The organism is Microbacterium sp. Beta (genome assembly GCF_005502545.1).
GTDB classification, from domain to species: Bacteria; Actinomycetota; Actinomycetes; order Actinomycetales; family Microbacteriaceae; genus Microbacterium; species Microbacterium oxydans.
In genome coordinates this window covers 321,798-344,493 of record NZ_SCOG01000001.1, presented here as the reverse complement: position 1 = coordinate 344,493, position 22,696 = coordinate 321,798, and the positions used below count along the sequence as shown (strand labels likewise).

The 22,696-nt window shown below is 67.2% G+C and carries 22 protein-coding genes; 15 read left to right on the top strand and 7 right to left on the bottom strand.

Annotated elements, in window-relative coordinates; translation table 11 throughout:
* Window positions 1-28: 28 nt before the first annotated feature.
* From FFS56_RS01685 to FFS56_RS01665, 5 genes are all read left to right on the top strand, one after another.
* Complete coding sequence (locus FFS56_RS01685) at window positions 29-868, top strand: DUF3097 domain-containing protein (RefSeq protein WP_137772320.1); 840 nt, start codon at window positions 29-31, stop codon at window positions 866-868.
* Window positions 869-921: 53 nt separating this feature from the next.
* On the top strand, window positions 922-1,647 hold the full coding sequence (trmB, locus tag FFS56_RS01680) for a tRNA (guanosine(46)-N7)-methyltransferase TrmB (RefSeq protein ID WP_046749446.1): 726 nt from the start codon (window positions 922-924) through the stop codon (window positions 1,645-1,647).
* Window positions 1,644-2,516, top strand: coding sequence for a CPBP family intramembrane glutamic endopeptidase (locus tag FFS56_RS01675; RefSeq protein WP_046749445.1), 873 nt, complete (start codon window positions 1,644-1,646; stop codon window positions 2,514-2,516). Before trmB ends, FFS56_RS01675 begins: the two co-directional genes overlap by 4 nt.
* 67 nt (window positions 2,517-2,583) lie before the next feature.
* Complete coding sequence (locus FFS56_RS01670; protein ID WP_046749444.1) at window positions 2,584-2,976, top strand: DUF1304 domain-containing protein; 393 nt, start codon at window positions 2,584-2,586, stop codon at window positions 2,974-2,976.
* A 45-nt stretch (window positions 2,977-3,021) separates the two neighbouring features.
* Window positions 3,022-4,095 carry a DNA polymerase IV gene (locus FFS56_RS01665; RefSeq protein WP_127012330.1) on the top strand — a complete coding sequence of 358 codons (1,074 nt, stop codon included), beginning with the start codon at window positions 3,022-3,024 and terminating at the stop codon, window positions 4,093-4,095.
* Between the two features lie 35 nt (window positions 4,096-4,130).
* On the opposite strand, the gene FFS56_RS01660 is transcribed toward FFS56_RS01665, so the two are convergent.
* Genes FFS56_RS01660 through FFS56_RS01650 form a run of 3 tightly spaced genes read right to left on the bottom strand, consistent with a single transcriptional unit; the run spans window position 4,131 to window position 6,053 of the window.
* Window positions 4,131-4,532 (bottom strand): RidA family protein, encoded by a 402-nt coding sequence (locus tag FFS56_RS01660; RefSeq protein WP_046749442.1) that lies wholly within the window; start codon window positions 4,530-4,532, stop codon window positions 4,131-4,133.
* A 55-nt stretch (window positions 4,533-4,587) separates the two neighbouring features.
* Entirely contained in the window at window positions 4,588-5,565 is a 978-nt protein-coding gene (locus FFS56_RS01655) for a zinc-binding dehydrogenase (RefSeq protein ID WP_127012329.1), read from the bottom strand.
* Between the two features lie 29 nt (window positions 5,566-5,594).
* Window positions 5,595-6,053, bottom strand: a complete 459-nt coding sequence (locus FFS56_RS01650; protein ID WP_227750928.1) for a MarR family transcriptional regulator — start codon at window positions 6,051-6,053, stop codon at window positions 5,595-5,597.
* Between the two features lie 33 nt (window positions 6,054-6,086).
* Here FFS56_RS01650 and FFS56_RS01645 point away from each other — a divergent pair, with 33 nt between their 5' ends.
* Window positions 6,087-7,670, top strand: a complete 1,584-nt coding sequence (locus FFS56_RS01645) for a sulfatase-like hydrolase/transferase (RefSeq protein WP_233437292.1) — start codon at window positions 6,087-6,089, stop codon at window positions 7,668-7,670.
* Here the strand turns inward: FFS56_RS01645 and FFS56_RS01640 are convergent, their stop codons facing one another.
* A complete protein-coding gene (locus FFS56_RS01640) occupies window positions 7,671-8,606 on the bottom strand; it encodes an HAD family hydrolase (RefSeq protein WP_127012328.1) in 936 nt (311 codons plus the stop codon).
* A gap of 207 nt (window positions 8,607-8,813) precedes the next feature.
* On the opposite strand from FFS56_RS01640, the gene FFS56_RS01635 reads away from it, so the two are divergent.
* From FFS56_RS01635 to FFS56_RS01615, 5 genes are all read left to right on the top strand, one after another.
* Window positions 8,814-9,023: a heavy metal-associated domain-containing protein gene (locus FFS56_RS01635; protein WP_046746404.1), complete on the top strand. Its 210-nt coding sequence runs from the start codon at window positions 8,814-8,816 to the stop codon at window positions 9,021-9,023.
* Window positions 9,023-9,985, top strand: coding sequence for a heavy-metal-associated domain-containing protein (locus FFS56_RS01630; RefSeq protein ID WP_127012327.1), 963 nt, complete (start codon window positions 9,023-9,025; stop codon window positions 9,983-9,985). The genes FFS56_RS01635 and FFS56_RS01630 overlap by 1 nt, the downstream gene beginning before the upstream one ends.
* Before the next feature lie 64 nt (window positions 9,986-10,049).
* The gene (locus FFS56_RS01625) at window positions 10,050-12,377 is read left to right on the top strand and encodes a heavy metal translocating P-type ATPase (RefSeq protein WP_046746402.1); all 2,328 of its coding nucleotides are present in this window, start codon (window positions 10,050-10,052) and stop codon (window positions 12,375-12,377) included.
* A 19-nt stretch (window positions 12,378-12,396) separates the two neighbouring features.
* Window positions 12,397-12,657, top strand: a complete 261-nt coding sequence (locus FFS56_RS01620) for a YHS domain-containing protein (RefSeq protein WP_046746401.1) — start codon at window positions 12,397-12,399, stop codon at window positions 12,655-12,657.
* A 70-nt stretch (window positions 12,658-12,727) separates the two neighbouring features.
* A complete protein-coding gene (locus FFS56_RS01615) occupies window positions 12,728-14,896 on the top strand; it encodes a heavy metal translocating P-type ATPase (RefSeq protein WP_137771879.1) in 2,169 nt (722 codons plus the stop codon).
* 82 nt (window positions 14,897-14,978) lie between these two features.
* On the opposite strand, the gene FFS56_RS01610 is transcribed toward FFS56_RS01615, so the two are convergent.
* Window positions 14,979-15,473: a DUF1269 domain-containing protein gene (locus FFS56_RS01610; RefSeq protein ID WP_046748216.1), complete on the bottom strand. Its 495-nt coding sequence runs from the start codon at window positions 15,471-15,473 to the stop codon at window positions 14,979-14,981.
* A gap of 271 nt (window positions 15,474-15,744) precedes the next feature.
* On the opposite strand from FFS56_RS01610, the gene FFS56_RS01605 reads away from it, so the two are divergent.
* Together FFS56_RS01605 and FFS56_RS01600 are read left to right on the top strand one after the other, a co-directional pair.
* Window positions 15,745-17,115: a glutamate decarboxylase gene (locus tag FFS56_RS01605; RefSeq protein ID WP_233437291.1), complete on the top strand. Its 1,371-nt coding sequence runs from the start codon at window positions 15,745-15,747 to the stop codon at window positions 17,113-17,115.
* Window positions 17,116-17,122: 7 nt separating this feature from the next.
* Window positions 17,123-18,661, top strand: a complete 1,539-nt coding sequence (locus FFS56_RS01600; protein WP_127012324.1) for an amino acid permease — start codon at window positions 17,123-17,125, stop codon at window positions 18,659-18,661.
* A gap of 2 nt (window positions 18,662-18,663) precedes the next feature.
* On the opposite strand, the gene nhaA is transcribed toward FFS56_RS01600, so the two are convergent.
* Both nhaA and FFS56_RS20400 read right to left on the bottom strand, forming a co-directional pair.
* A complete protein-coding gene (gene nhaA, locus FFS56_RS01595; RefSeq protein ID WP_127012323.1) occupies window positions 18,664-19,941 on the bottom strand; it encodes a Na+/H+ antiporter NhaA in 1,278 nt (425 codons plus the stop codon).
* Window positions 19,942-20,007: 66 nt separating this feature from the next.
* The gene (locus FFS56_RS20400) at window positions 20,008-20,181 is read right to left on the bottom strand and encodes a hypothetical protein (RefSeq protein WP_164734097.1); all 174 of its coding nucleotides are present in this window, start codon (window positions 20,179-20,181) and stop codon (window positions 20,008-20,010) included.
* A 555-nt stretch (window positions 20,182-20,736) separates the two neighbouring features.
* Here FFS56_RS20400 and FFS56_RS01590 point away from each other — a divergent pair.
* Both FFS56_RS01590 and FFS56_RS01585 read left to right on the top strand, forming a co-directional pair.
* Window positions 20,737-21,063: a hypothetical protein gene (locus tag FFS56_RS01590; RefSeq protein WP_127012322.1), complete on the top strand. Its 327-nt coding sequence runs from the start codon at window positions 20,737-20,739 to the stop codon at window positions 21,061-21,063.
* Between the two features lie 178 nt (window positions 21,064-21,241).
* Window positions 21,242-22,696, top strand: coding sequence for a hypothetical protein (locus FFS56_RS01585; RefSeq protein WP_127012321.1), 1,455 nt, complete (start codon window positions 21,242-21,244; stop codon window positions 22,694-22,696).

Genomic DNA, 22,696 nt, shown 5'->3' with positions numbered 1-22,696 from the left:
CTCAGCGGAGGCACATACGCTGGAAGGCATGGACGACATCTACGGTTCCGATGTGCTCGCGGCGGGCTGGCGCGAGCGCGGCGCGAAGAAGGTGCCCCAGGTCGCGGCCGAGCCGGATCTCGTGGTCGAGGTCGCCGACGACGGCTTCTGCGGTGCGGTCACACGTGTCCAGGGCGGCAACGTCGAGTTGGAGGACCGCGTGGGCCGTCGGCGGTTGTTCCCCCTCGGCGGAGGGTTCCTCATCGACGGCGCACCCGTGAGGCTGATCGTGCCCGGTGCTGCCGATCAAGGGCGGCGGCGCACGGCATCCGGATCGTTCGTGGTGGCCGATCAGCGCGCCCGCGTCGCTCTGCCCAGCCGAATCCTCGTCGAGGGCAAGCACGATGCCGAACTCGTCGAGAAGGTGTGGGGTGCCGACCTGCGGGTCGAGGGCGTCGTCGTCGAGTTCCTCCAGGGCGTCGACCTGCTCGACGACCTGCTGGCCGCAGAGCCACCCAGCGCGACTCGGCGGTACGGCGTGCTCGTCGACCACCTCGTCCCTGGCTCGAAGGAATCGCGCATCGCCGACGCGGTCGCCCGGGGCCCGCACGGACGCCATCTGCGCATCGTCGGCCACCCGTTCGTCGATGTCTGGCAGTGTGTGACGCCTCGGGCCCTCGGCATCGCGAAATGGCCGGAGATCCCGCGCGGCATCGAGTGGAAGGGCGGCATCTGCCGTGCCTTCGGCTGGCCGCACGAGACGCACGCCGACATCGCGCGCGCGTGGCAGCACATCCTCTCCAAGGTCACGACCTACCGGGACCTGGAACCGGCGCTGCTGGGCCGTGTGGAGGAGCTCATCGACTTCGTCACCGCGCCGACGGCCTGAGCCCGGGAATCGGGGACGCCGGAGCGACGGACGTCGACGGCTACCCTGGAAACATGCCCGAACCCCGTACCTTCCGAGACGAGCCGGTGTCGTTCGTGCGCCGCAGCGGCCGGATGTCCGACGCGCAGGAGCGCGCCTTCGCCGAGCTCGGCCCGCACTATCTGCTCGACGTTCCGCGTGACGTCGCCTGGACCTCCGTGCACCCCGAGGCGCGCCTCGATCCTGCGACCGAGTACGGGCGCACCGCTGACCTCTACGTGGAGGTCGGATCGGGCCAAGGCCACGCGATCGTGGCCGCGGCCTCGTCGCGCCCCGAGGACGACTTCCTCGCCGTCGAGGTGTTCCGCGCCGGCCTCGCCAGGACCATGCTCGACGCCGACAGGGAGGGCGCACGCAACCTGCGCGTCGTCGAGGCGAATGCGCCGGAGGTCCTCTCATCGTTCCTCCCTGAGGCGGCAGCACGCGAGGTGTGGATCTTCTTCCCTGACCCCTGGCACAAGAAGAAGCACACCAAGCGACGCCTGGTGAGACCGGGATTCGGCGACGCCGCAGCGCGAGCGCTCCGTGACGGCGGCCTGCTGAGGCTCGCGACCGACTGGGAGGACTACGCCCTGCAGATGCGCGATGTGCTCGACGCGGATCCGCTGTTCGAGCGTGCGTTCGAGGGGGAGTGGGCCGAACGCTTCGACGGTCGCGTCATGACCGCGTTCGAGCGCAAGGGCATCGCGAAGGGACGGGATATCCGCGATCTCGTGTACCGGCGCAGGACCCGCGCGTGACCGACACGCGGCGCGACACGGCGTCGCGGACGGGGCTCCTTCCCGCGCTCCTCGTGTGCGCCGCTGCTCCGGCATTCTTCGTGCTGGAGATCCCGTGGCTGGGCTGGACGCTCCTCGCCGCCGGCATCGCAGTCGCCGGTCTCCTCGAACGCCGTGTCGTCGAACGTCGCGGCGGTGAGCGGGGTGCGGATCCAGCCGGGAGCCCACGCCGTCCTTCGCTCACCCGCGATCTCTCGCTGATCGCGATCGGCATGCTGATCGTGAGCATCATCCCGCTGGCAGCGGAACTCGACAACCTCGCGATGCTGCGGTTCACGCTCGCCCTGGGCGGCGCGGTGGCGGTGCCCTACCTGATCTCGAGGTTCGTCTATCGAGACCGTGCCATCGGCTTCCCCTGGCGCACGCACAAGCGCTGGGGACGGCTGCAATGGGGGTGGCTCGTGGCGGTGCTCCTGCTGGGTTGGCTGATCCTGCCCTTCTACTTCATCACCAGCGGGGTGTACCAGAACTGGCCGGTCGTGGACACTCCTGACCTCATCGCCCGTCTCTTCGTCGGGGTCGGCGCCGTGGGCATCTGGGACGAGCTGTTCTTCATCTGCACCGTGTTCGCCCTGCTGCGCCGACACTTTCCCGACCTGCTCGCCAACGTCCTGCAGGCCATCGTTTTCGTCTCCTTCCTGTGGGAGCTGGGCTACCGAGAGTGGGGACCCCTGTTGACGATCCCGTTCGCCCTGCTGCAGGGGTACATCTTCGTGCGGACGCACTCGCTGGCCTATGTCGTGACGGTGCACCTGCTCTTCGATGCTGTGGTGTTCGCCGTGCTGGTACACGCACACAACCCGGGACTTCTTCCGATCTTCCTCCTGTGACGAGGAGGTTCGTGCGCGCCGGTGCCGTCGGCTTGCTCCCGGCCCCCGGGAACGGAAGAATCAGCCCATGCTCATCGTCGGTCTCGTCCTCGCCGCCGCAGCTGCGGCCTTCCACGTCTTCATCTTCGCGCTCGAGTCGCTGCGGTGGACCGAGCCGGAGACGAGGAAGATCTTCGGCGTCCCCAGCGAGGCGGACGCGGTCACGATGAAGCAGCTGGCCTTCAACCAGGGCTTCTACAACCTCTTCCTCGCACTGACGGCCCTGCTCGGCATCGGCCTCGTGATCGTCGGAGCCGAGACGGCGGGTCTCACCCTCGTCTTCGCCGGAACCGGGATGATGCTCGCCGCCGCGCTCGTGCTCGTGCTCTCCGATCGGACCAAGGTGCGTGCTGCGGCGATGCAGGGAACCCTGCCGTTGTTCGCTGTCGTGGTCACCGCGATCGGCCTCGCGATCCGGTGACGATCGAGGGGTGACATCCACGTCGGCACCGGTCACACTCGTTGCATGGCCGATTGGGTGCTGCACGTGGACATGGATCAGTTCATCGCCGCGGTGGAGGTGCTGCGCAGACCGGAGCTGGCCGGTCGCCCGGTGATCGTGGGCGGACGCGGCGATCCGACCGAGCGGGCGGTGGTGTCGACCGCTTCCTACGAAGCCCGTGCGTTCGGGATCGGCTCGGGCATGCCGTTGAAGATCGCGGCGCGGAAGGCGCCGGACGATGCCGTGTTCCTCCCGCTCGATCGGGACGCCTACGCACGGGCATCCGACGAGGTCATGGCTGCTCTCCGTGCGCTGCCGGACGTGGTGCTCGAAGTGGTGGGATGGGACGAGTGCTTCCTCGGGGTGCAGACGGACTCTCCCGAAGGTGTGGCCTCGTCCGCGCAGGAAGCCGTGTTCGAGGCGACACAGCTGCACTGCTCGGTGGGGATCGGGGACAACAGGGTCAGGGCGAAGATCGCCACCGAGTTCGGCAAGCCCCGCGGTGTGTTCCGCCTCACCGCGGACAACTGGTTCGAGGTGATGGGCGACAGGCCGACGCGCGACCTCTGGGGTGTCGGGCCGAAGGTGCAGAAGCGTCTCGCGGTCCACGGCATCGCGACGGTGCGAGATCTCGCCGAGGCGGACGAGCAGACCCTCGTGACCGAGTTCGGACCGCGGATGGGCGTCTGGTATCACGGGCTGGGTTCAGGGATCGGCCCGAGCAGCGTCGACGACACGCCGTGGGTTGCGCGAAGCCACAGCCGGGAGACGACGTACCAGGAGAACCTCACGACGCCGGAGCAGGTCGATGCGGCGATCCGCGATCTCGCCGCCCACGCGTTCGACGACTGCGCGGTGGAGGGGCGGCCGGTCGTCCGCGTGCACCTCAAGGTGCGATATGCCCCGTTCGAGACCAAGACCTTCGGCCGCAAGCTCTCCGCGCCGACCACGGACCGCGCGGAATTCGTCGCGGTTGCCGCGGCGCTGGCCGGCACGCTCGATCCGGAGCGAGAGGTGCGACTGCTCGGAGTCCGCGCGGAGATGACGGCGCCGGAGGATGATGGCGTCGAGCGCACACCCGTGCGGGGAAGGATCTGACCCCGCACCGGGACATCGAGGGAAGCGTCGTCCGCTCAGGGGCGGAGCACGGCCGCGACCGCGCTCACCTCGATCAGGGCACCCGGGACTCCGAGGCCCGCCACGAGCGCCGCGGTGACGAGGGGTGGGGCTCCGTCCCGCGCCAGCCGTGAGGCGACCGCACCGTACGCCGCGCGCAGGTCCGCGTCCTGATGGATCAGCACCGTCCAGCTGATCACGTCTTCGAGCCCTGCACCCACGGACTCGAGGGCGATCCTGGCGTTCTCGACGGCGCGAGCGGACTGCTCGCCGGCATCGCTCGAGACGACGGCTCCGGTGACGTCGACACCGTTCTGGCCGCCGACGTACACTGTCGTCGCCCCTGGCGGGACGACGGCCACATGGCTGAATGCAGGACTGACGACGAGCCCATCGGGCTGTCCGAGTGTGATCTCCATGGCCACACTCTGCACCGGGGCGCCGACATCCGGAAGTCCCTCGTCGGCGTGCAGCTCAGAAGCGCAGCAGCACCTTGCCGACGCGACCCGGGGTGTCGCTCGCACGCACGGCCGCGCTGATGTCGGCGGCGTCGAAGATGCCGGCCACGGGCAACGTCAGGCTGCCGTCGGCGAGACGCTGGAACAGCTCACCGAACAGTGCGCTACGGGTGGCCTGATCGAGGCTCGGGATCACCTTGCTGCCCCAGAAGCCCTTCACTGTGGCCTGCTTGAAGATCACGTCGGAGGAGGCGATCTCCATGGTGGGGGAGTCCATCGCTCCGAACGCGACCAACGTGCCGCCTTCCGCGAGCAGCGAGAGAACCTGGCCGGCGGATGCACCACCGACGGAATCGACGCCGGCGGTGATCGGCGCACCTCCGGTGATCGCCTCGACCTGCTCCTTCCAATCGGGCTGATCGGTCGCGACGATCCTTTCGATGCCCTGTGCGCGGAGCTCGTCGACCCCCGCTGTCCGACGCACCAGCCCGAGCACGTTCACTCCGCGCGCTGAGCCGAGCTGAGCGAGCATGCGTCCGACAGCTCCGTTCGCGGCGTTCTGCACGATCCAGCCGCCGGCCTGCACATCGAGGAAGTCCAGCAGCGTGATCGCGCTGAAGGGCATCGAGACCAGCTGAGCCGCCGTCTCGTCAGGAAGGCCGTCCGGGATCGGGATCAGTCCGGCGGCATTCGTCACGATGTACTCGGCCCAGGCGCCGAAGGTTCCGCCGGTGGCGACGCGCTGGCCCACCTCGAGGTGCTCGACTCCGGCACCGAGCGCGTCGACGACGCCGAGGGCCTCGGTCCCCGACGCGGCGGGGAGCTCCGGCTTGAAGCCGTATGTGCCGCGAACGGTCCACAGGTCGTGGTTGTGGATGGGGGAGAGCACGATCCGCAGACGGACCTGGCCGTCGCCGGGCTCCGGAAGAGGTCGATCTTCGACTCGGAGGACTTCCTCCGGAGTGCCGAAGGTGGGGTGGATGAGTGCGCGCATGGCGATTCCGTTCTCTCTCGGGGTGTCGATCAGGGCCGGTCGCTCTGGTGGGCGTCGGCGAGATCTTTCGTGGTCTTCTGAAGGCGGTCGGTGATGTCGTGCAGTTCGGCGATGAGCTGACGGCGATGCTCCTCGTCCTGGAGCCCGGAGATCGACGCGATGGTGGTGTGGATGGGGGCCACCTCGGCCCGCAGGTCCTGGCCCTTGTCGGTGAGGGTCACCGTCACCACACGCTCGTCGTCGCGGCCGCGTGTCCTGGTCACGAGTCCGGCCTGCTCGAGTCGCCGGACGAGGGGGGAGAGCGTGCCGGAGTCCAGGCGCATCACCGCCCCCAGCGACCCGATCGTCTGCTCGCCGTCGAGCCAGAGTGCGGCGAGCACCAGATACTGCGGATACGTCAGACCCCAGGGGGCGAGCAGCGTCCGGTATGCCTGCGTGGTGGCACGCGCGGCGGAGTACAGGGAGAAGCAGAGCATCTCATCGGTCATCGGCACCAAGATAGCATTGCACGTCATTCAATTGTGCACAACTCGTCGGGCGACGCCTACCGGGAGTGGGCGCTCGATCGCATGATCAAGAAGGGGGTGCTGCCGGAGGGCACGGCGATGACCCCGCTCAACCCGCTTCCCGACGACGTGGCGAACCCCGCGGATCGCGTGCGCCCCTGGGACGAGCTCAACGACGACGAGAAGAGGCTGTTCGCCCGCTTCGCAGAGGTGTTCGCCGGATTCTCCGAGTACACGGATACGCAGGTGGGTCGCATCATCGACTACCTGGAGGAGACGGATCAGCTCGACAACACGCTGGTCTTCTACTGCGCCGACAACGGAGCTTCGGGGGAGGGATCTCCGGACGGCTCGGTGAATGAGAACAAGTTCTTCAACGGGTACCCCGACGACCTCGCGGAGAACCTCGCGATGATCGACCGCCTCGGATCCGCAGACACCTACAACCACTATCCGACCGGGTGGGCTGCCGCGTTCTCGACGCCGTTCCAGATGTTCAAGCGTTACTCGCAGTATGCAGGGGGAACGTGCGACCCGATGGTCATCCACTGGCCGAAGGGGATCAGCGCGAAGGGGGAGCTGCGTCATCAGTACCACCATTCCGTCGATGTGGTCGCCACCGTGCTCGACGTGATCGGGATCGAGATGCCGGAGACGTTCCGAGGGGTGCAGCAGCATCCACTCGACGGAGTGTCGATGAAGTACAGCTTCGACGCCGATCCGGACGCGCCCACGCAGAAGCGGACTCAGTACTACTCCATGCTCGGAACACGCGGCATCTGGAAGGACGGCTGGAAGGCGGCCGCCGTCCACGCGCCGCTCAGCGGCAAGGGGCACTTCGACGACGACGAGTGGGAGCTCTATCACGTCGATTCGGACCGTTCGGAGTCGCAGGATCTCGCGGCCGAGCATCCCGAGAAGCTGCAGGAACTCATCGCCGCGTGGTTCGACGAGGCGAAGGCGAATTTCGCGCTTCCCTTGGACGACCGCTCCGCGCGCGAGATGCTCAACGTCGAGCGCCCGCAGGCGGAACCGGCTCGAGAACGCTACGTGTACTACCCGGGGACCGATGCGGTGCCGGAGAGCGTCGCAGTCAACCTGCGCGGGCGGTCGTACAAGATCGTCGCCGACGTCGTGCTGGAAGAGGGCGCGGAAGGAGTGATCTTCGCGCACGGATCGAGATTCGGTGGTCACACCTTGTTCATCAAGGACAACCGTCTCTCGTACGTCTACAACTTCCTCGGCATCCCCCCAGAGCAGACGTTCACCTCCGCGGAGCTCACGCCCGGACCGCACACGCTGGGCGTGGACTTCACCCGCGAGAGCGCCGGCGAGCACGGTGAGTCGGTGGGGACAGCCACGCTCTACGTGGACGATGAGGCGGTCGCCTCCGGGCCGATGCGCGCGCAGGTCGGCAAGTTCACCCTGTGCGGGGACGGGCTCTGCGTGGGATGGGACAGCGCGGATCCGGTGAGTCGGCAGTACCGCAATCCGTTCCCGTTCACGGGCGGCAGGTTGATGGGTGTCGGCGTCGACGTCAGCACCGAGCAGTACCGCGATCTCGAACTCGAGGCCGCGGCCATGCTGTCTCGTGAGTGATCAGGGAGCCGCGGGGAACACCGTCGCCCAGTCGTCTTTCACACTGACCACCGTGTAGCCCTTGTCGTCGGCGCTCGCGAGGGCCTTCTCCGCGCCGGCGTCATAGGGGGTGTCACCGCGTGACGGGTCGTCGTGGTGGATCAGGATCGCGAATCCGGGGCGGGGCCCACGCCGGGCGAAGTCCATCATCGCGGTGTCGCCGTTCGAGTTGCCGCCGACGAACAGCGGGCGCCTGCCGATGCGCGTCCAGATGCGGACGGGTTTCTCCGGACCGTCGTCGAAGAAGGCGAGGGAGGAGGAATACCGCACCGTCGCGTCCGCATCGTCCCATGTTAGGCCGAAGGCCGATCCGACCACGCGCTCCGGAGGGATACCGTAGTTCGCCTGCGTCATGGGACGCATGAAGTCGCGCTCGCCGCCGGAGACGATGTAGCAGGTGAAGCCGTGGTGCTCCAGGTATCGGAGCAGCTCGACCATGGGCTGATAGACCGTCTGGGAATAGGGGCGCTTCAATGTCGGGTGCTGAGCGGTGCGATAGAACTCGGCCACCGAACGCGCGTAGTCCTCGACGCTCATCCCGTGCGTGAGCCCGACGAGCGCCTGGATGATGATCGTCAGATCCGAGTCGTCGCCGCCGTAGTGCTTGTCGATCGCCGTGCCCAGCCAGCCGTAATCGCCACTCACGGCCGCGAGGTAGGGCTGGCGCTCGGCGAGTTCGGGTGTGCGCTCGGCGGCGGCTCGCCACTGCTCGACGACATAGTGCAGTTGGGTGATCATGGGTTTCTCGGGCCACAGCGTCCCGTCGTTGTCGAACACGGCGATCCGCTCCTCGACGGGGACTGCGTCCGGCCCCACGGTCACGGCGGCGACGAAATCCTCGATGTCCGTGCGGGTCGGAGTGTCGCGCCACGAAGGCAGGGAGGGGTGTCCGGTCATGTCAGATCCTCGTTTCTCGCCGAGTGTCGGCAGCGGGTCCAGGCTGTCATCCCGCCGCGTGACCGAGACGCTTCGATCACCCCTGACGGGCGATGCGCGCGATCGGCGAGACGAGCGCGCCCGGTTGACGGGAATACCCCTGGAGGGTATAGGGTTGGCGTGAAGGAGTACCCCACCCGGGTATGCGAGAACGAAAGAGGAACCGTCATGAGCACGAGCGAGTACCAGGTGAGCGGGATGAGCTGCGGCCACTGCGAGGTCGCTATCCGCAGCGAGGTCGGCCAGGTTCCCGGAGTCGACTCGATCGATGTCAGCGCACAGACCGGCAGGCTCGTCGTGACGAGCGCACACCCGCTCGACGATGCGGTGATCCTCGCAGCCGTCGACGAGGCCGGATACCAGGCGGTGCCGGCCTGATGAACACCGCTGGCCGTCTCGGCCTCTACGGCGCGGGACTCGTGATGGTGTTCGGCATCGCATTCGCCGCGGCGGGCGCCATCGTCCCGGACAGTGCGGTTGCGTCCTGGATGGGACGCGCGGGCGCCGGTCATGACGGGCCGTCCCCGCAAGGCGCAGAGCAGAACACTCAGAACGGGATGGACGAGGAGATCGACGTGAGTGGAGCGACCATCGCCGCATCGGGATACGCCATGGGCGTGGTCGAAGCGCCGGACGAAAGCGGAGTCGCGGGGGAGCTGTCCTTCGTGATCCGGGACGCCGCCGGCACCCCCGTCACCTCGTATGAGAACGCGCACGGCAAGCAGCTGCACCTGATCGTGGTGCGCAGTGACGGCAGCGGGTACCGCCATGTCCATCCCGAACGGGACGAACACACGGGCACGTGGTCGCTGCCGTGGACCTGGGATGCGGCGGGAACCTACCGCGTCTATGCGGACTTCACCGCGACGGGCGGGACGCCGGTGACACTTTCACGGACGGTGGACGTCGCGGGCGTTTTCCAACCGCGTCCCCCGACCGGAACCGAGAGCCGCGTGGCCGTCGACGGCTTCGACGTGTCGATCACCGGCGCCCTCGTCGCCGGTGCTGCGAGCGAGCTGACCGTCGAGGTCAGCCGAGACGGCGTGCCCGTCACGACGCTCGAGCCCTACCTGGGCGCCTTCGGCCACCTCGTCGCGCTGCGGGAGGGAGACCTCGCCTACCTGCACGTCCACGCGCACGGCGATGAGCCGGCTCCCGGCGACGTCGCCGGCCCCGAGGTGGCCTTCACCGCCCAGACGCCCACCGCGGGACGATACCTGCTTTACCTCGACTTCCAGGTGGAGGGGACGGTGCACACCGCAGCGTTCGTGCTGGACGCGGAAGCTCCGGCCGACGGGTCGTCGACGGGCACGGGCGAAGACGAGCACGACGAGCACTGAAGCCGTCCACAAGAAGTGCGCTTCCCGCCGTCGTACGGGCAGCGCGAGGATCGAGGAGATCACCATGACGGACACGCAGTCCGCAGCCGCACCGACCAGCGTCGAGCTGGAGATCGGCGGCATGACCTGCGCATCGTGCGCGATGCGGATCGAGAAGAAGCTCAACCGGATCGACGGCATCACCGCGACCGTGAACTACGCGACGGAGAAGGCCAAGGTGACCGCACCGGAGGGATTCGACCCGGCGCTGCTCATCGCGGAGGTGGAGAAGACCGGCTACACCGCCGTTCTCCCCATGCCAGAAGCGAAGACGCCCGCCGGCGAGGTGACCGACGCGTCGGACGCGGAGTTGACCAGCCTCAGGCACCGGCTCGTCGCCTCGATCATCCTGACCGTGCCCGTCATCGCGATGGCGATGATCCCGGCGCTGCAGTTCACCTCCTGGCAGTGGCTCTCGCTGGCTCTGGCCGGACCCGTCATCGTGTGGGCGGCGTGGCCGTTCCACAAGGCGGCGTGGACGAACCTCCGGCACGGCGCTGCCACCATGGACACGCTGATCTCGATGGGAACGATCGCCGCACTGCTGTGGTCGCTGTACGCGTTGTTCTTCGGGACCGCGGGGGCACCCGGCATGACGCACCCGTTCGAACTGACCGTGGCACCCAGCGACGGTGCGGCGAACATCTACCTCGAGGTGGGCGCCGGGGTGACGATGTTCATCCTCGCCGGGCGCTACTTCGAGAAGAGGTCCAAGCGCCAGGCCGGGGCGGCACTGCGGGCGCTGCTCGAACTCGGCGCAAAAGAAGTCGCCGTGATCCGCGACGGCATCGAGACGCGGATCCCCACCGCCGACCTGAAGCCGGGAGATGAGTTCGTCGCGCGCCCAGGAGAGAAGATCGCCACCGACGGCATCATCGTGTCGGGGACCTCAGCGGTGGACGCCTCGATGCTCACCGGTGAATCGGTGCCGGTGGAGGTGGGCGAGGGGGATGCCGTGACCGGCGCGACCGTCAACGCGGGCGGTCGTCTGATCATCCGTGCCACGCGCGTCGGATCCGACACGCAGCTGGCGCAGATGGCGAAGCTGGTCGAGGACGCGCAGACCGGGAAGGCCGAGGTGCAGCGGCTCGCTGACCGTGTGTCGGGGATCTTCGTGCCCATCGTCATCGCGATCGCCCTCGCCACGCTCGGAGCCTGGCTCGGAGCCGGATTCCCGGCATCGGCCGCCTTCACCGCCGCTGTCGCCGTCCTCATCATCGCGTGCCCGTGTGCACTCGGTCTCGCGACGCCGACCGCGCTGCTGGTGGGAACGGGACGTGGCGCGCAGATGGGCATCCTGATCAAGGGTCCTGAGGTGCTCGAGTCGACCCGCAAGGTCGACACGGTGGTGCTCGACAAGACCGGGACCGTCACCAGCGGCAGGATGACACTCACCGCGGTGCACACCGCGGCGGGGGTCGACAGGCGGGAGCTGCTCCGCCTTGCGGGTGCGGTGGAGGATGCCTCGGAGCACCCGATCGCGCAGGCGGTGGCGAAGGCCGCGACCCAGGAGATCGGAGCGCTCCCCGCGGCGGAGGACTTCGTCAACGTCGAAGGCAAGGGCGTCCAGGGCGTCGTCGACGGACATGCCGTGCTGGTGGGCCGTGGATCGCTGCTGGCGGAGTGGTCGCAGCATCTGCCCGCCGACCTCGCTTCGGCGAAGGCGGAGGCGGAGAGTCAGGGCAAGACGGCCATCGCCGTGGGATGGGACGGGGAAGCCCGTGGTGTGCTCGTGGTGGCCGACACCGTGAAGCCGACCAGCGCGCAGGCCATCTCGCAGCTGAAGAGTCTGGGGCTGACGCCCATCCTTCTCACCGGCGACAACAGAGCGGTGGCCGAGCAGATCGCGGCGGAGGTCGGGATCGCCGAGGTGATCGCGGAAGTGCTGCCGAAGGACAAGGTCGACGTGGTCACCCGGCTCCAGCGCGAGGGCAAGGTCGTCGCGATGGTCGGCGACGGCGTCAACGATGCGGCCGCGCTCGCCCAGGCCGACCTGGGGCTGGCCATGGGCACGGGCACCGACGTCGCGATCGAGGCGAGCGACATCACGCTCGTCCGCGGCGATCTGCGCAGCGCCGCGGACGCGATCCGCCTCTCGAGACGGACGCTCGGCACGATCAAGGGCAACCTGTTCTGGGCCTTCGCCTACAACGTCGCGGCGATCCCGCTCGCGGCCCTCGGTCTGCTCAACCCCATGCTCGCCGGTGCGGCGATGGCGTTCTCCAGCGTCTTCGTCGTCGGCAACAGCCTCCGGCTGCGCTCCTTCCGGAGCCAGGCGGCGGATCCCTCTCCGGCACGGAGCGGTGCGGCGCAGGATCGCGCGGCATCGGTCTCCACGCCCGGAACCCGTTGATACCCCAGAGGAGAACGTCATGTCCGATTCCCCCGCAGCCTCCTGCTGCAGCGTGAACAGCACCACCGCCGTGTCCGCCGATGGACGCAAGGACCTGCTGGCGCCCGCAGCCGGGGACATGGCGGAGTGTCCGGTGATGGTCGGCAGTCCCGTCGTCATCGCGGATGCCGAGGCCGCCGGCCTGTTCCGCGACTACGAAGGCACGCGCTACTACTTCTGCTGCGCGGGGTGCGGACCGGCGTTCGACGCCGACCCGGCGAAGTACGCCGCCGCTGCCTGAACGTTTCACCCGTGCGGGGGCGCACACCCGTGGCCCCGCACGGCATCGATCTTCCGAGGAGGAGAGGGTGATGAGCACTCCGCACCACGACCACACCGCGCATGAGGCGCACGGTACCGCCCAGAGCGAGCCGGGAAGCCCCGACCGTCCGCAGGGCGCAGCTGCGCATGCGGGTCACGACTCCCATGCGGGTCACGACTCCCATGCGGGTCACGACTCCCATGCGGGTCACGGCGATCACGCGGGTCACGGCGGGCACGGCGATCACGTGGCCCAGTTCCGGCGACTGTTCTGGATCATGCTGGCCCTCGCCGTCCCCACCGTCGTGCTCTCCGGCATGTTCGCGATGATCCTCGGTTACACCCTGCCCGACGTGCCGGGCCTGGCCTGGGTCTCACCCGTGCTGGGAACCGTGATGTACGTGTGGGGAGGCAAGCCCTTCCTCACGGGTGCCGTCAGCGAGATCCGTTCGCGCAAGCCCGGCATGATGCTGCTCATCGGGCTCGCGATCACTGTCGCATTCCTCGCGTCGTGGGGAGCGAGCCTCGGCGTCCTGCACCACGAGCTCGACTTCTGGTGGGAGCTCGCGCTCCTCATCGTGATCATGCTGCTCGGACACTGGATCGAGATGCGATCGCTGGCGCAGACGACCTCTGCTCTCGACTCGCTCGCGGCACTCCTGCCGGACGAGGCGGAGCGTGTGGAGGACGGGCAGGTCGTCGTGGTCTCACCAGTCGACCTCCGGGTCGGCGACATCGTGATCGTGCGGCCCGGCGGAAGCGTGCCGGCCGATGGGCGGATCGTCGACGGACGTGCGTCCATGGACGAATCGATGGTGACAGGCGAATCCCGCACGGTCACTCGCGGCAGTGGCGACCAGGTCACCGCCGGCACGGTCGCCACCGATTCGGGGCTGCGGGTGGAGATCACGGCGACCGGGGACGACACCACGCTGGCCGGCATCCAAAGACTCGTGACCGAGGCGCAGAGCTCGTCCTCGCGCGCTCAGCGCCTCGCGGACACGGCAGCGGGATGGCTGTTCTGGTTCGCGCTCGGATCCGCGGCGATCACCGCGATCGTCTGGACACTCGTCGGCTTCCCCGACGCCGCCGTGATCCGCACGATCACGGTGCTGGTCATCGCCTGCCCGCACGCCCTGGGCCTGGCGATCCCGCTCGTCGTGTCGATCGCGACCGAGCGGGCGGCTCGCGGTGGCGTCCTGGTCAAGGACAGGCTCGCGCTGGAGAGCATGCGCACCGTCGATACGGTCCTGTTCGACAAGACCGGGACACTCACCAAGGGCGAACCGACCGTGTCGGAGGTCTCGGTCTCCGGCGGGCATGACGCCGACCGGGTGCTGGCGCTCGCCGCCGCCGCCGAGGCCGACAGCGAGCACCCTCTGGCGAAGGCGATCGTGCGCGCCGCGGCCGAGAAGAGACTGTCCGTGCCGGCGAGTCGCGACTTCACGTCGTCGCCGGCGGTCGGCGTGACGGCGACCGTCGACGGGACGACGGTGCGCGTCGGCGGCCCGCACCTGCTGACGGAGGAGCGGTCCGACGAGCTTCCTGTCGCCGAGCAGTGGCGCGAGGACGGTGCGATCATCCTGCACGTGGTGCAGGACGGGCAGGTGATCGGGGCGCTGAAGCTCGCCGACGAGATCCGTCCGGAGTCGCGCGAAGCCGTCGATGCGCTGCATGCCCTCGGGGTGCAGGTGGTCATGATCACCGGCGATGCGGAAGCCGTCGCGCACACGGTCGCGGCAGATCTGGGCATCGACCGGTTCTTCGCGGGCGTACGCCCCGAGGACAAGGCCGCGAAGGTGCAGGAGCTGCAGCATGAAGGTCGCAAGGTCGCGATGGTCGGCGACGGCGTCAACGACGCACCCGCACTCGCGCAGGCCGACGTGGGTCTGGCCATCGGTGCCGGAACGGATGTCGCGATCGCGTCGGCGGGGGTCATCCTCGCCAGCGACGATCCGCGTTCCGTGCTCTCGGTCATCGAGCTCTCGCGCGCGGCCTACCGCAAGATGAAGCAGAACCTGTGGTGGGCCGCGGGCTACAACCTGCTGTCCGTCCCGTTGGCTGCGGGTGTGCTCGCGCCCATCGGCTTCGTGCTGCCGATGTCGGTCGGGGCGATCCTGATGTCGCTGTCGACGATCGTGGTCGCGCTCAACGCCCAGCTGCTGCGGAGGCTCGATCTGCGGCCCGAGGTGACGACCCGCGCGATCCTCGATCGCTGAGGCCGGGCGGACGCGAAGAAGGGCCCCGCTCCAGGAGCGGGGCCCTTCTTCGCGTCCGTGCTGGCTTCCTCGACAGTGCGGGTCAGCTCGCGCCGCCGAGGTCGTGGATGAGCTCCTTCTCGTCCTCCGCCGAGAGGGAGGTCTGCACGACGGTGCCCTTGAACGGCGCGAGCGCGGCGGCGAACTTGTCCTCCGTGATCTTCGTCGCGTAGACGACGACGGCGGACTTGCCCTCGGAGACCGCGTTCTTCACCCGGTCCCGGAACTCGGCGTCGATACCGGTCTTGTCCAGCCCGGCGAACAGTGCGCCGAAGAGGCCGCCGAACAGCAGCCCGGCGAACGGGACGAAGAAGAGTAGACCGATCAGCATGCCGAACAGCGCGCCTCCAGCGGCACCGACGCCGATGTTCCCCGCTGCACCCGGGTACTCGACCTTGGTCTTTCCCTTCTCGTCGACCTTCACGAGTGCCAGGCCCGCGAGCTCGACGACCAGATCGTTCTGCAGCGACAGGATCTCGTCGTAGGCACCTTCCGCCTGTGGCTCGCTGTCGAACGAGATGACGATGAGTTCAGCCATGGATGCTTCCCTTCTTCGGGCTGAGTCGACCGCCCTCAGCCGATGATCTCGGGAGTCCACTCCGCGGCGGAGCCCCGCTCCGCACATGCTAGGCACGTCACTTCCGCGATCGTCCGGCTCCGCCCCGAATTCACCCGGGGGAGCTTCGATGTGGTCGAAAGTGGGGTGGCGCGGCATCGTCGCTCTTGGGATAGTGGTCGGCACACGGCCAGCGATGAGGATCGAGCGTGTCGCTGGCGGTACGCCGACAGCGATGCGAAAGGTCACGGACATGAGCACTCCCTCCAGCGCCGACCAACCGATCTTCACGAGGCCGGGGGAGGCGACGCTCACCTCGCGCCACGTCATCCCGCCAGGGGAGTCGCTTCCCGATACGGCGAAGCAGATCGTGGAGGACGAGACGATCCTCGACGGGAACGCGCGCTTGAACCTCGCCACGTTCGTGAGCACGTGGATGGACGACGACGCGAAGCAGGTCTATGCCGCGTCTTTCGACAAGAACATGATCGACAAGGACGAGTATCCGCAGACGGCGGCGATCGAGGACAATTGCTGGCACATGCTGGCCAACCTCTGGAACGCGCCCGATGCGGAGAAGAGCATCGGTACCTCGACCATCGGGTCGTCGGAGGCGTGCATGCTGGGCGGTCTCGCCTTCAAGCGGCGCTGGCAGCAGGCTCGGCGCGCGGCGGGCAAGGATGCCTCGAGTCCGAACATCGTGATGTCCTCGGCCGTGCAGGTGTGCTGGGAGAAGTTCTGCAACTACTTCGACGTCGAGCCGCGCTACGTGCCGATCAGCGAGGAGCACAAGACTCTCGACGGTCACGACCTGGCGAAGTATGTGGACGAGAACACGATCGGCGTCGTCGCGATCATGGGGGTCACGTACACGGGCATGTACGAGCCGGTGGCCGAGATCGCCGCCGCTCTCGACGAGATCCAGAAGAACACGGGCCTCGACATCCCCATCCACGTGGACGGGGCATCGGGGGCGATGATCGCGCCGTTCCTGCAGCCGGACCTGGTGTGGGACTTCCGCCTCGAGCGGGTGCATTCGATCAGCACGTCAGGGCACAAGTACGGGCTCGTGTATCCGGGGCTCGGCTGGGTGGTGTGGCGGGAGGCGCAGTGGCTCCCGGAGGACCTGGTGTTCAAGGTGAGCTACCTGGGCGGGGAGATGCCGACGTTCGCGCTGAACTTCTCGCGGCCGGGGGCTCAGGTGGTGCTGCAGTACTACCTGTTCCTCCGTCTCGGTTTCGAGGGATACCGCGCTGTGCAGCAGGCCTCCCAGGACGTCGCGAAGTACCTCTCCGCGGGGATCGCCGAGCTCGACGCGTTCGAACTCTGGAACGACGGCAGCGACATCCCGGTGTTCGCGTGGCGTCTGAAGGACGGACACACGAAGAACTGGACGCTCTACCATCTGCAGGATCGGCTGCGGATGAAGGGCTGGCTGATCCCGGCGTATCCGATGCCCGCCGACCTGGAGCAGATCACGGTGCAGCGCATCGTCGTGCGCAACGGGCTGAGCATGGACCTCGCAGAGGAGCTTCTGCAGGCGATCGCGACCGAAGTCGCCTACCTCGACGCACTCGAGTCGCCGATGCCGACCGAGAAGCCCCAATCGGCCTTCCACCACTGAGCCCGCGATGTCCACTTCGAACACGGGTGCCACCCCAGAATCGACTCCGGCAGCGAGGCCGACTCGCCCCACTGCTGCGCGCACGTCGGCAGCCACGCAGGTGTCGCGGCCGGCCGTCGCCATCCTCGGCGTCGGCCAGCTCGCCCTGCTCACCCTGGTCGTCGTCGCCAGCCTGCGCTCGCTTCCGGCGATGGCGACGTACGGCCTCGGCAGCATCATGCTGTATCTGATCCCCGCGATCGTGTTCCTGGTGCCGACGGCCCTGGTCGCCGCAGAGCTCGCCACCGGATGGAAGGGCGGCATCTACGTCTGGGTGCGGGAGGCGCTCGGGAACAGGTGGGGATTCACCGCGGTGTGGCTGCAGTGGATCCAGAACGTGGTGTGGTTCCCCACGCAGCTCGCTTTCATCGCGGGTGCCCTCGCGTTCGTGTTCATGGATCCGTCGTTGTCGAGTTCGGGCTTCTTCACGGCGGTCGTGATCATCGTGTTCTACTGGGGTTCGACTTTCGTCACCCTCCGCGGTGGCAACCTCTTCGCCAAGCTAGGCTCCTGGGGCGGCATCCTCGGCACGCTCCTGCCGGCCGCGCTGCTCATCGTGTTCGGTGCGATCTGGGTGTTCAGCGGCGAGAAGAGCCAGGTCCCGCTCGAAGCATCGGCGATCATCCCTCCCTTCACCGGCCTGGCGTCCATCGTCCTGATCGTGTCGAACGTGCTGGCGTACGCCGGGATGGAGGTCAACGCGGTCCACGTGAACCAGATGAAGGACCCGGGCAAGGGGTATCCCCGCTCGGTGTTCCTCGCCGCCGGTCTGATCCTGCTCGTGTTCATCCTTCCGACGTTGGCGATCTCGGTCGCCGTCCCGTCGAAGGAACTGGGGCTCACGAACGGCATCATGCTCGCCTTCGGTGTGTACTTCGATCACTGGGGGATGGGATGGGCGACGGCAGCCGTCTCGGCGCTGATCGCCGCCGGCGCTCTCGCCTCCGTGATCACCTGGGTCGCTGGGCCTTCGAAGGGGGTGCTCGCCGCCGCCGAGACGGGCCTGCTGCCACCGATGCTGCAGAAGCGCAACAAGGCGGGGGTCCAGTCCGGGATCCTGATGCTCCAGGGCACGATCGTGACGATCCTCGCTGCGATCTTCATCGTGGTCCCGAACGTGAGTGCCGCGTTCGTCGCACTGATCGATATGGCGGCCGCGCTGTACCTGATCATGTACATGCTCATGTTCGCGTCGGCGATCGTGCTGCGTCGCAAGGAGCCGACGGTGCACCGCGCGTACCGCGTCGCTGCGCTGCCACTGGTCGCCGGCATCGGCTTCGTCGCGTGTCTCGCGGCATTCCTGCTCGCCTTCATCCCGCCCGAGGGATTCACCGCCTTCCCTCCCGCGGCCTATCCGTGGGTCGTCGGCGCTGTCATCGTGGTGCTGGGCGCACCACCCCTCGTGTTCTTCGCGATCCGTCGCCCGTCCTGGGACCGTCGACCGCCGGATGGAAGCCTCTTGAGCGACGCCCATCCGGAGGCCACGGTCTCACCGGAAGGTCGGTAGAGTCACTCGACCCGACGCGCCGCTCGGGCCAGCGCATTGCGCCGCGCCAGGATGATCCCGCCGAGGAGGGCTGCGACGAACGACCCGACCAGCACGCCGATCTTCACGTGCTCGTCCGCGACCGAGCTCGACCCGTAGGCGAGCTCGCCGACCAGCAGCGACACGGTGAAGCCGATTCCGGCCAGGAACGCCATGCCGGTCAGGTCCGGCCAGCGGAGAGTCTCGTCGAGACGCAGAGCGGGGACCCGGCTCAGCAGGAAGGTCGTGACGAGGATGCCGACCGGCTTGCCGGCGACCAGTCCCACAACGATGCCGATCGTGATCGGGTCGGTGAACGCCGATGCGAGTCCGTCCCATCCGCCGACCGTGACGCCGGCGGCGAAGAACGCGAACACGGGCACCGCGAACAGCGTGGCCACGATGCCCCACCGGTCGGCGAGGTGCGCGGCCATGCCGTCGTACATCGGACGGCCGTCCGCGTCGGTGCCCGTGCGCACCCGGGCGCGCTCCGTCGCGGTGACCGGGACGACGAAGCCGAGCAGCACGCCGGCAACCGTCGCGTGGACGCCGGACGCGTGGATGCATACCCACACCGCGATGGCGAGGGGCAGGAGGAGCCACCATGCGCGCACGCCCTTCGCCACCAGGGCGGCGAATCCCGCCAGGGGCAGCAGCGCGAGGATCAGCCACGGGAAGCTGATGCTCTCGGTGTAGAAGGTCGCGATGATGGTGATCGCGATGAGGTCGTCGATGATGGCGAGTGTCAGCAGGAACACACGCAGCGCGGGCGGCAGGAACTTGCCGACGACAGCGATCACGGCCACCGCGAACGCGATGTCGGTTGCGGTGGGTATCGCCCAGCCACGCAGCGCATCCGCACCGCTCGCGGTGTTGATGAGCACGAAGATCAGCGCGGGCACCACCACTCCACCCACTGCCGCGGCGATGGGGAGGGCAGCGCGGCGAGGATCGCGCAGGCGCCCCGCGACGAACTCCTCTTTCAGCTCCAACCCGACGACGAAGAAGAAGATCGCCAGGAGTCCGTCCGACGCCCACGCGCCGATGCTGAGCTCGAGATGCAGCTCGGGGATGCCGAAGGTGAAGTCGCGCACGGACTCGTACCAGGGCGCGGCGGGACTGTTGGCGAGGATCAACGCGGCGAACGTGGCCGCGAGCAGAAGCGACCCACCGAGCACGTCGCTGCGCGCGTTGGAACGGATGCCTTGCCACAGGGCATGCGGGGCGAGGGAGAAGCGGGCAGGGGAAGGATTCGGGGACACGGAAAGACCTCACGCGAGAGAAGGGGTGAATGGCGCAGAAGACCACCGCCCCGTTCGAGGCGTGGTCTAATTCCGTGGCGGCGGGCAGCCCGCGATCTCGCCGTGCGAGAGGGTGCCCCACACGCTCGTCCACCCGTTCGTGCCCGGGTGCATGATGATCCGCATCCACTCCCTCATCGGGGTCGCCGAACGCAGACGGTGCGGGGCACGCGTCGAACCGGCGATCGAGAGGAGGGGCACGGCAACAGCCTATCCGGAAGGCCTGGGAACCTGCGGGGCCTGCGCACCTTCGGCCGCCGCGGACGTTCGGCAGCCGCTGATCCCGGGCGGTTTCGCAGCTGAGCGCGACCTGCCAGTCGAGGCGAAACGAGAGAAGGCCGCTCCGAAGAGCGGCCTTCTGCTGATGTGTGGGTTGTACGCGGAAGGTGTTTTGCCGCTTGGTTCCGGGGGCGCTGGCACGGCTCGTCGCGGTCGATCCTCTGCGGGGTCCGTCGTAATCCTCTACTTCGCAACGTCGCCACCTTCGATGGGCGGATGTCTAGGACGCCAGGGTTCGTTCGCTTCCACCCGGGGCGCTCGCATTACTGGCCGCGGCTGCATCGGTAAATCGCAGAACAGTCGCCCTAGGTTGGGAGGATGGCAAGAACCAGATCGTCAATCCATACCCGGGCATGGGTCATTTCTTGGGGGCGTGGCAGTGTGCAGGCTTCTCAGAACGAGCCTGGAACACCACCGGGTGATCCGCTCGCCGTTCTTCCGTCGCGTGCGTCCCGGGACCGAGTCGAGGGTGCGCTCGTGGCACTCTTCCAGATGATCAGCGGTGCTGACCCAGACCTCATGGTCGGCCACCTTCGTAGGACTCCGGCCTACGCGGTCGAGTGGGATGCCGACGGCAACATCGCGAAAATCGGTCACGACGTTGAGATCTACGCGTATCGCACGAGAATTCACTTCGATGGCACCCGTCGAGCGCTCGCCTCGAGTGATGGACGAGGACGTCTGACCTATGAACAGGTGAAGTGGGTTACACAGTGGGAGCGCCGTGACCGGCTGAAGGCTGAGATGGCCGCGGGCACCTACGAGTGGACCGGCACCTTCGAAGAAGTCAGTAGAGATTCCTAGCGAAGGCCGGGCGTCGAACCTATCTGTACGCAGAAGAACCCTCGCCCGGAAGAGAAGCGAGGACTACCAGGCCTGAGAGCCATTCGCGATTACCCGGGTCCGCTCTCCTTCAACATCGGTACCTGTCACGATCTCGCGGAACCCATTGGGTCGGTTCGGCGTATGCCAAGATGAACCCATGGCGGCGCTTTCGGATTACGGTCTCACCCTTGCGAAGATCGATCTCGGTTCCATTGACGCGGAGTCCGACCACAACCTTGACGAACATTTTGTGAAGACCTGGTACGCCACCGAGATACTCGACCAGCGGTACGAACATATTCTCGGGCGCAAGGGGTCAGGGAAATCCGCGCTCTTTCGTCAACTGCCTCAGCTCGTGCCGGAGAAGTACATCGTCCACCTCGAAACCCCTGTCGGGGTTTGGAAAACACTCCGGCAGTACGAAGACCAGGCCAATCCGAATCGAGACGCGGCTTTTGTCGCTGCCTGGGAGTTCGTCCTCGCTCTGCTCTCCGCGCAAGCAATCGTCTCGGATGCTCCCTTGCTCTCGGAGAGGGCACGCAGAGCCTTCGTACCCGCGCACGAGTTCTTGAAGGCGAACTTCGTTGACCCAAAGCCTCAAGCGATGGTGAAGCGATTCGTTCGGTCGATCAAGTCCCTCAACCTCAGTGCTCTCGGTATAGGCGTGGGCTTTGAGATCGGTGAAGAGGACACGGAAGATGTGGCCCGCGTCGTCGTCGACAGGGTGATGTCAGCCATCCAGCCGGCCATTGCCGAATGCGGGTTGGTGCTCGCTCTTGATCAAGTTGACGAGGGCTGGGACGGCAGCGACGATTCGCGAGCGATGATGATCGGGTTGCTTAGGGCTGCTAAGCGGCTTGGAGACAAGTACGGATTTCAGCGGGCAGGGGAACGTCACCTCCGCGTGATGGTCTTCCTTCGCTCGGACATCTATGACAGCCTGCACTTCGATGAGAAGGACAAGCATAGAAGACTCGAATTGAAGCTGCACTGGGACGAAACCACTCTGGCCGAGATGGTGTCAGCAAGATTGCCACACGACGTTGGTTTCGACGATCTCATGAGTAGCGAGGGCTACCGCGGGGGGACAAAACCTCGCACATACGTGATGGCAAGGACATTCCTTCGCCCGCGGGAGGTACTGCAACTGCTAGGCGAAGCTGTTCGAGTAGCTCCGTCCGACGCAACGGTCATCACCGGTGCCGAGATGATCGAGGCGGAAAAGCCATACAGCGCTTGGAAGGTGCAGGACCTCAAGCAGGAGTACTCAAAGTCTGATCCGGCCCTTGCCGTGCTCCTGGACTCGCTGAAACTAGGTCCACACCGGTACGAGTCCGTCGAAGAGCTAGTTGCGCTCATTGAAGACAAGGCTGGCGCCCTCCTCGATCCGCCAGGAGTAACCGGCCGAAGCCTCGTGGAAAAGCTATTTGACTACTCGGTCATCGGGATTCGAATTAATGATGCTGGCCGATACAGGTTCAAGAGCGAGGAGCCGGAGCTGACGCTACCCGCCTCGGGGGCTCTTTTCATTCATCAGTCGCTGCACAAGGGACTGAACATCATCGAGAAGAAGTCGCCCCGTAAGGCAAGCACTCTCGGAGAACAGGCTTGA

What these genes read in the sequence shown, in the direction of transcription:
- FFS56_RS01625 (WP_046746402.1), top strand. Translation starts at nt 10,050, where the DNA reads ATGACGGACACGCAGTCCGCAGCCGCACCGACCAGCGTCGAGCTGGAG.
- FFS56_RS01620 (WP_046746401.1), top strand. Translation starts at nt 12,397, where the DNA reads ATGTCCGATTCCCCCGCAGCCTCCTGCTGCAGCGTGAACAGCACCACC.
- trmB (WP_046749446.1), top strand. Translation starts at nt 922, where the DNA reads ATGCCCGAACCCCGTACCTTCCGAGACGAGCCGGTGTCGTTCGTGCGC.
- FFS56_RS01670 (WP_046749444.1), top strand. Translation starts at nt 2,584, where the DNA reads ATGCTCATCGTCGGTCTCGTCCTCGCCGCCGCAGCTGCGGCCTTCCAC.
- FFS56_RS01610 (WP_046748216.1), bottom strand. Translation starts at nt 15,473, where the DNA reads ATGGCTGAACTCATCGTCATCTCGTTCGACAGCGAGCCACAGGCGGAA.
- FFS56_RS01640 (WP_127012328.1), bottom strand. Translation starts at nt 8,606, where the DNA reads ATGACCGGACACCCCTCCCTGCCTTCGTGGCGCGACACTCCGACCCGC.
- FFS56_RS01585 (WP_127012321.1), top strand. Translation starts at nt 21,242, where the DNA reads ATGGCGGCGCTTTCGGATTACGGTCTCACCCTTGCGAAGATCGATCTC.
- FFS56_RS01685 (WP_137772320.1), top strand. Translation starts at nt 29, where the DNA reads ATGGACGACATCTACGGTTCCGATGTGCTCGCGGCGGGCTGGCGCGAG.
- FFS56_RS01635 (WP_046746404.1), top strand. Translation starts at nt 8,814, where the DNA reads ATGAGCACGAGCGAGTACCAGGTGAGCGGGATGAGCTGCGGCCACTGC.
- FFS56_RS01655 (WP_127012329.1), bottom strand. Translation starts at nt 5,565, where the DNA reads ATGCGCGCACTCATCCACCCCACCTTCGGCACTCCGGAGGAAGTCCTC.
- FFS56_RS01660 (WP_046749442.1), bottom strand. Translation starts at nt 4,532, where the DNA reads ATGGAGATCACACTCGGACAGCCCGATGGGCTCGTCGTCAGTCCTGCA.
- FFS56_RS01600 (WP_127012324.1), top strand. Translation starts at nt 17,123, where the DNA reads ATGTCCACTTCGAACACGGGTGCCACCCCAGAATCGACTCCGGCAGCG.
- FFS56_RS01615 (WP_137771879.1), top strand. Translation starts at nt 12,728, where the DNA reads ATGAGCACTCCGCACCACGACCACACCGCGCATGAGGCGCACGGTACC.
- FFS56_RS01650 (WP_227750928.1), bottom strand. Translation starts at nt 6,053, where the DNA reads ATGACCGATGAGATGCTCTGCTTCTCCCTGTACTCCGCCGCGCGTGCC.
- FFS56_RS01605 (WP_233437291.1), top strand. Translation starts at nt 15,745, where the DNA reads ATGAGCACTCCCTCCAGCGCCGACCAACCGATCTTCACGAGGCCGGGG.
- FFS56_RS01630 (WP_127012327.1), top strand. Translation starts at nt 9,023, where the DNA reads ATGAACACCGCTGGCCGTCTCGGCCTCTACGGCGCGGGACTCGTGATG.
- FFS56_RS01665 (WP_127012330.1), top strand. Translation starts at nt 3,022, where the DNA reads ATGGCCGATTGGGTGCTGCACGTGGACATGGATCAGTTCATCGCCGCG.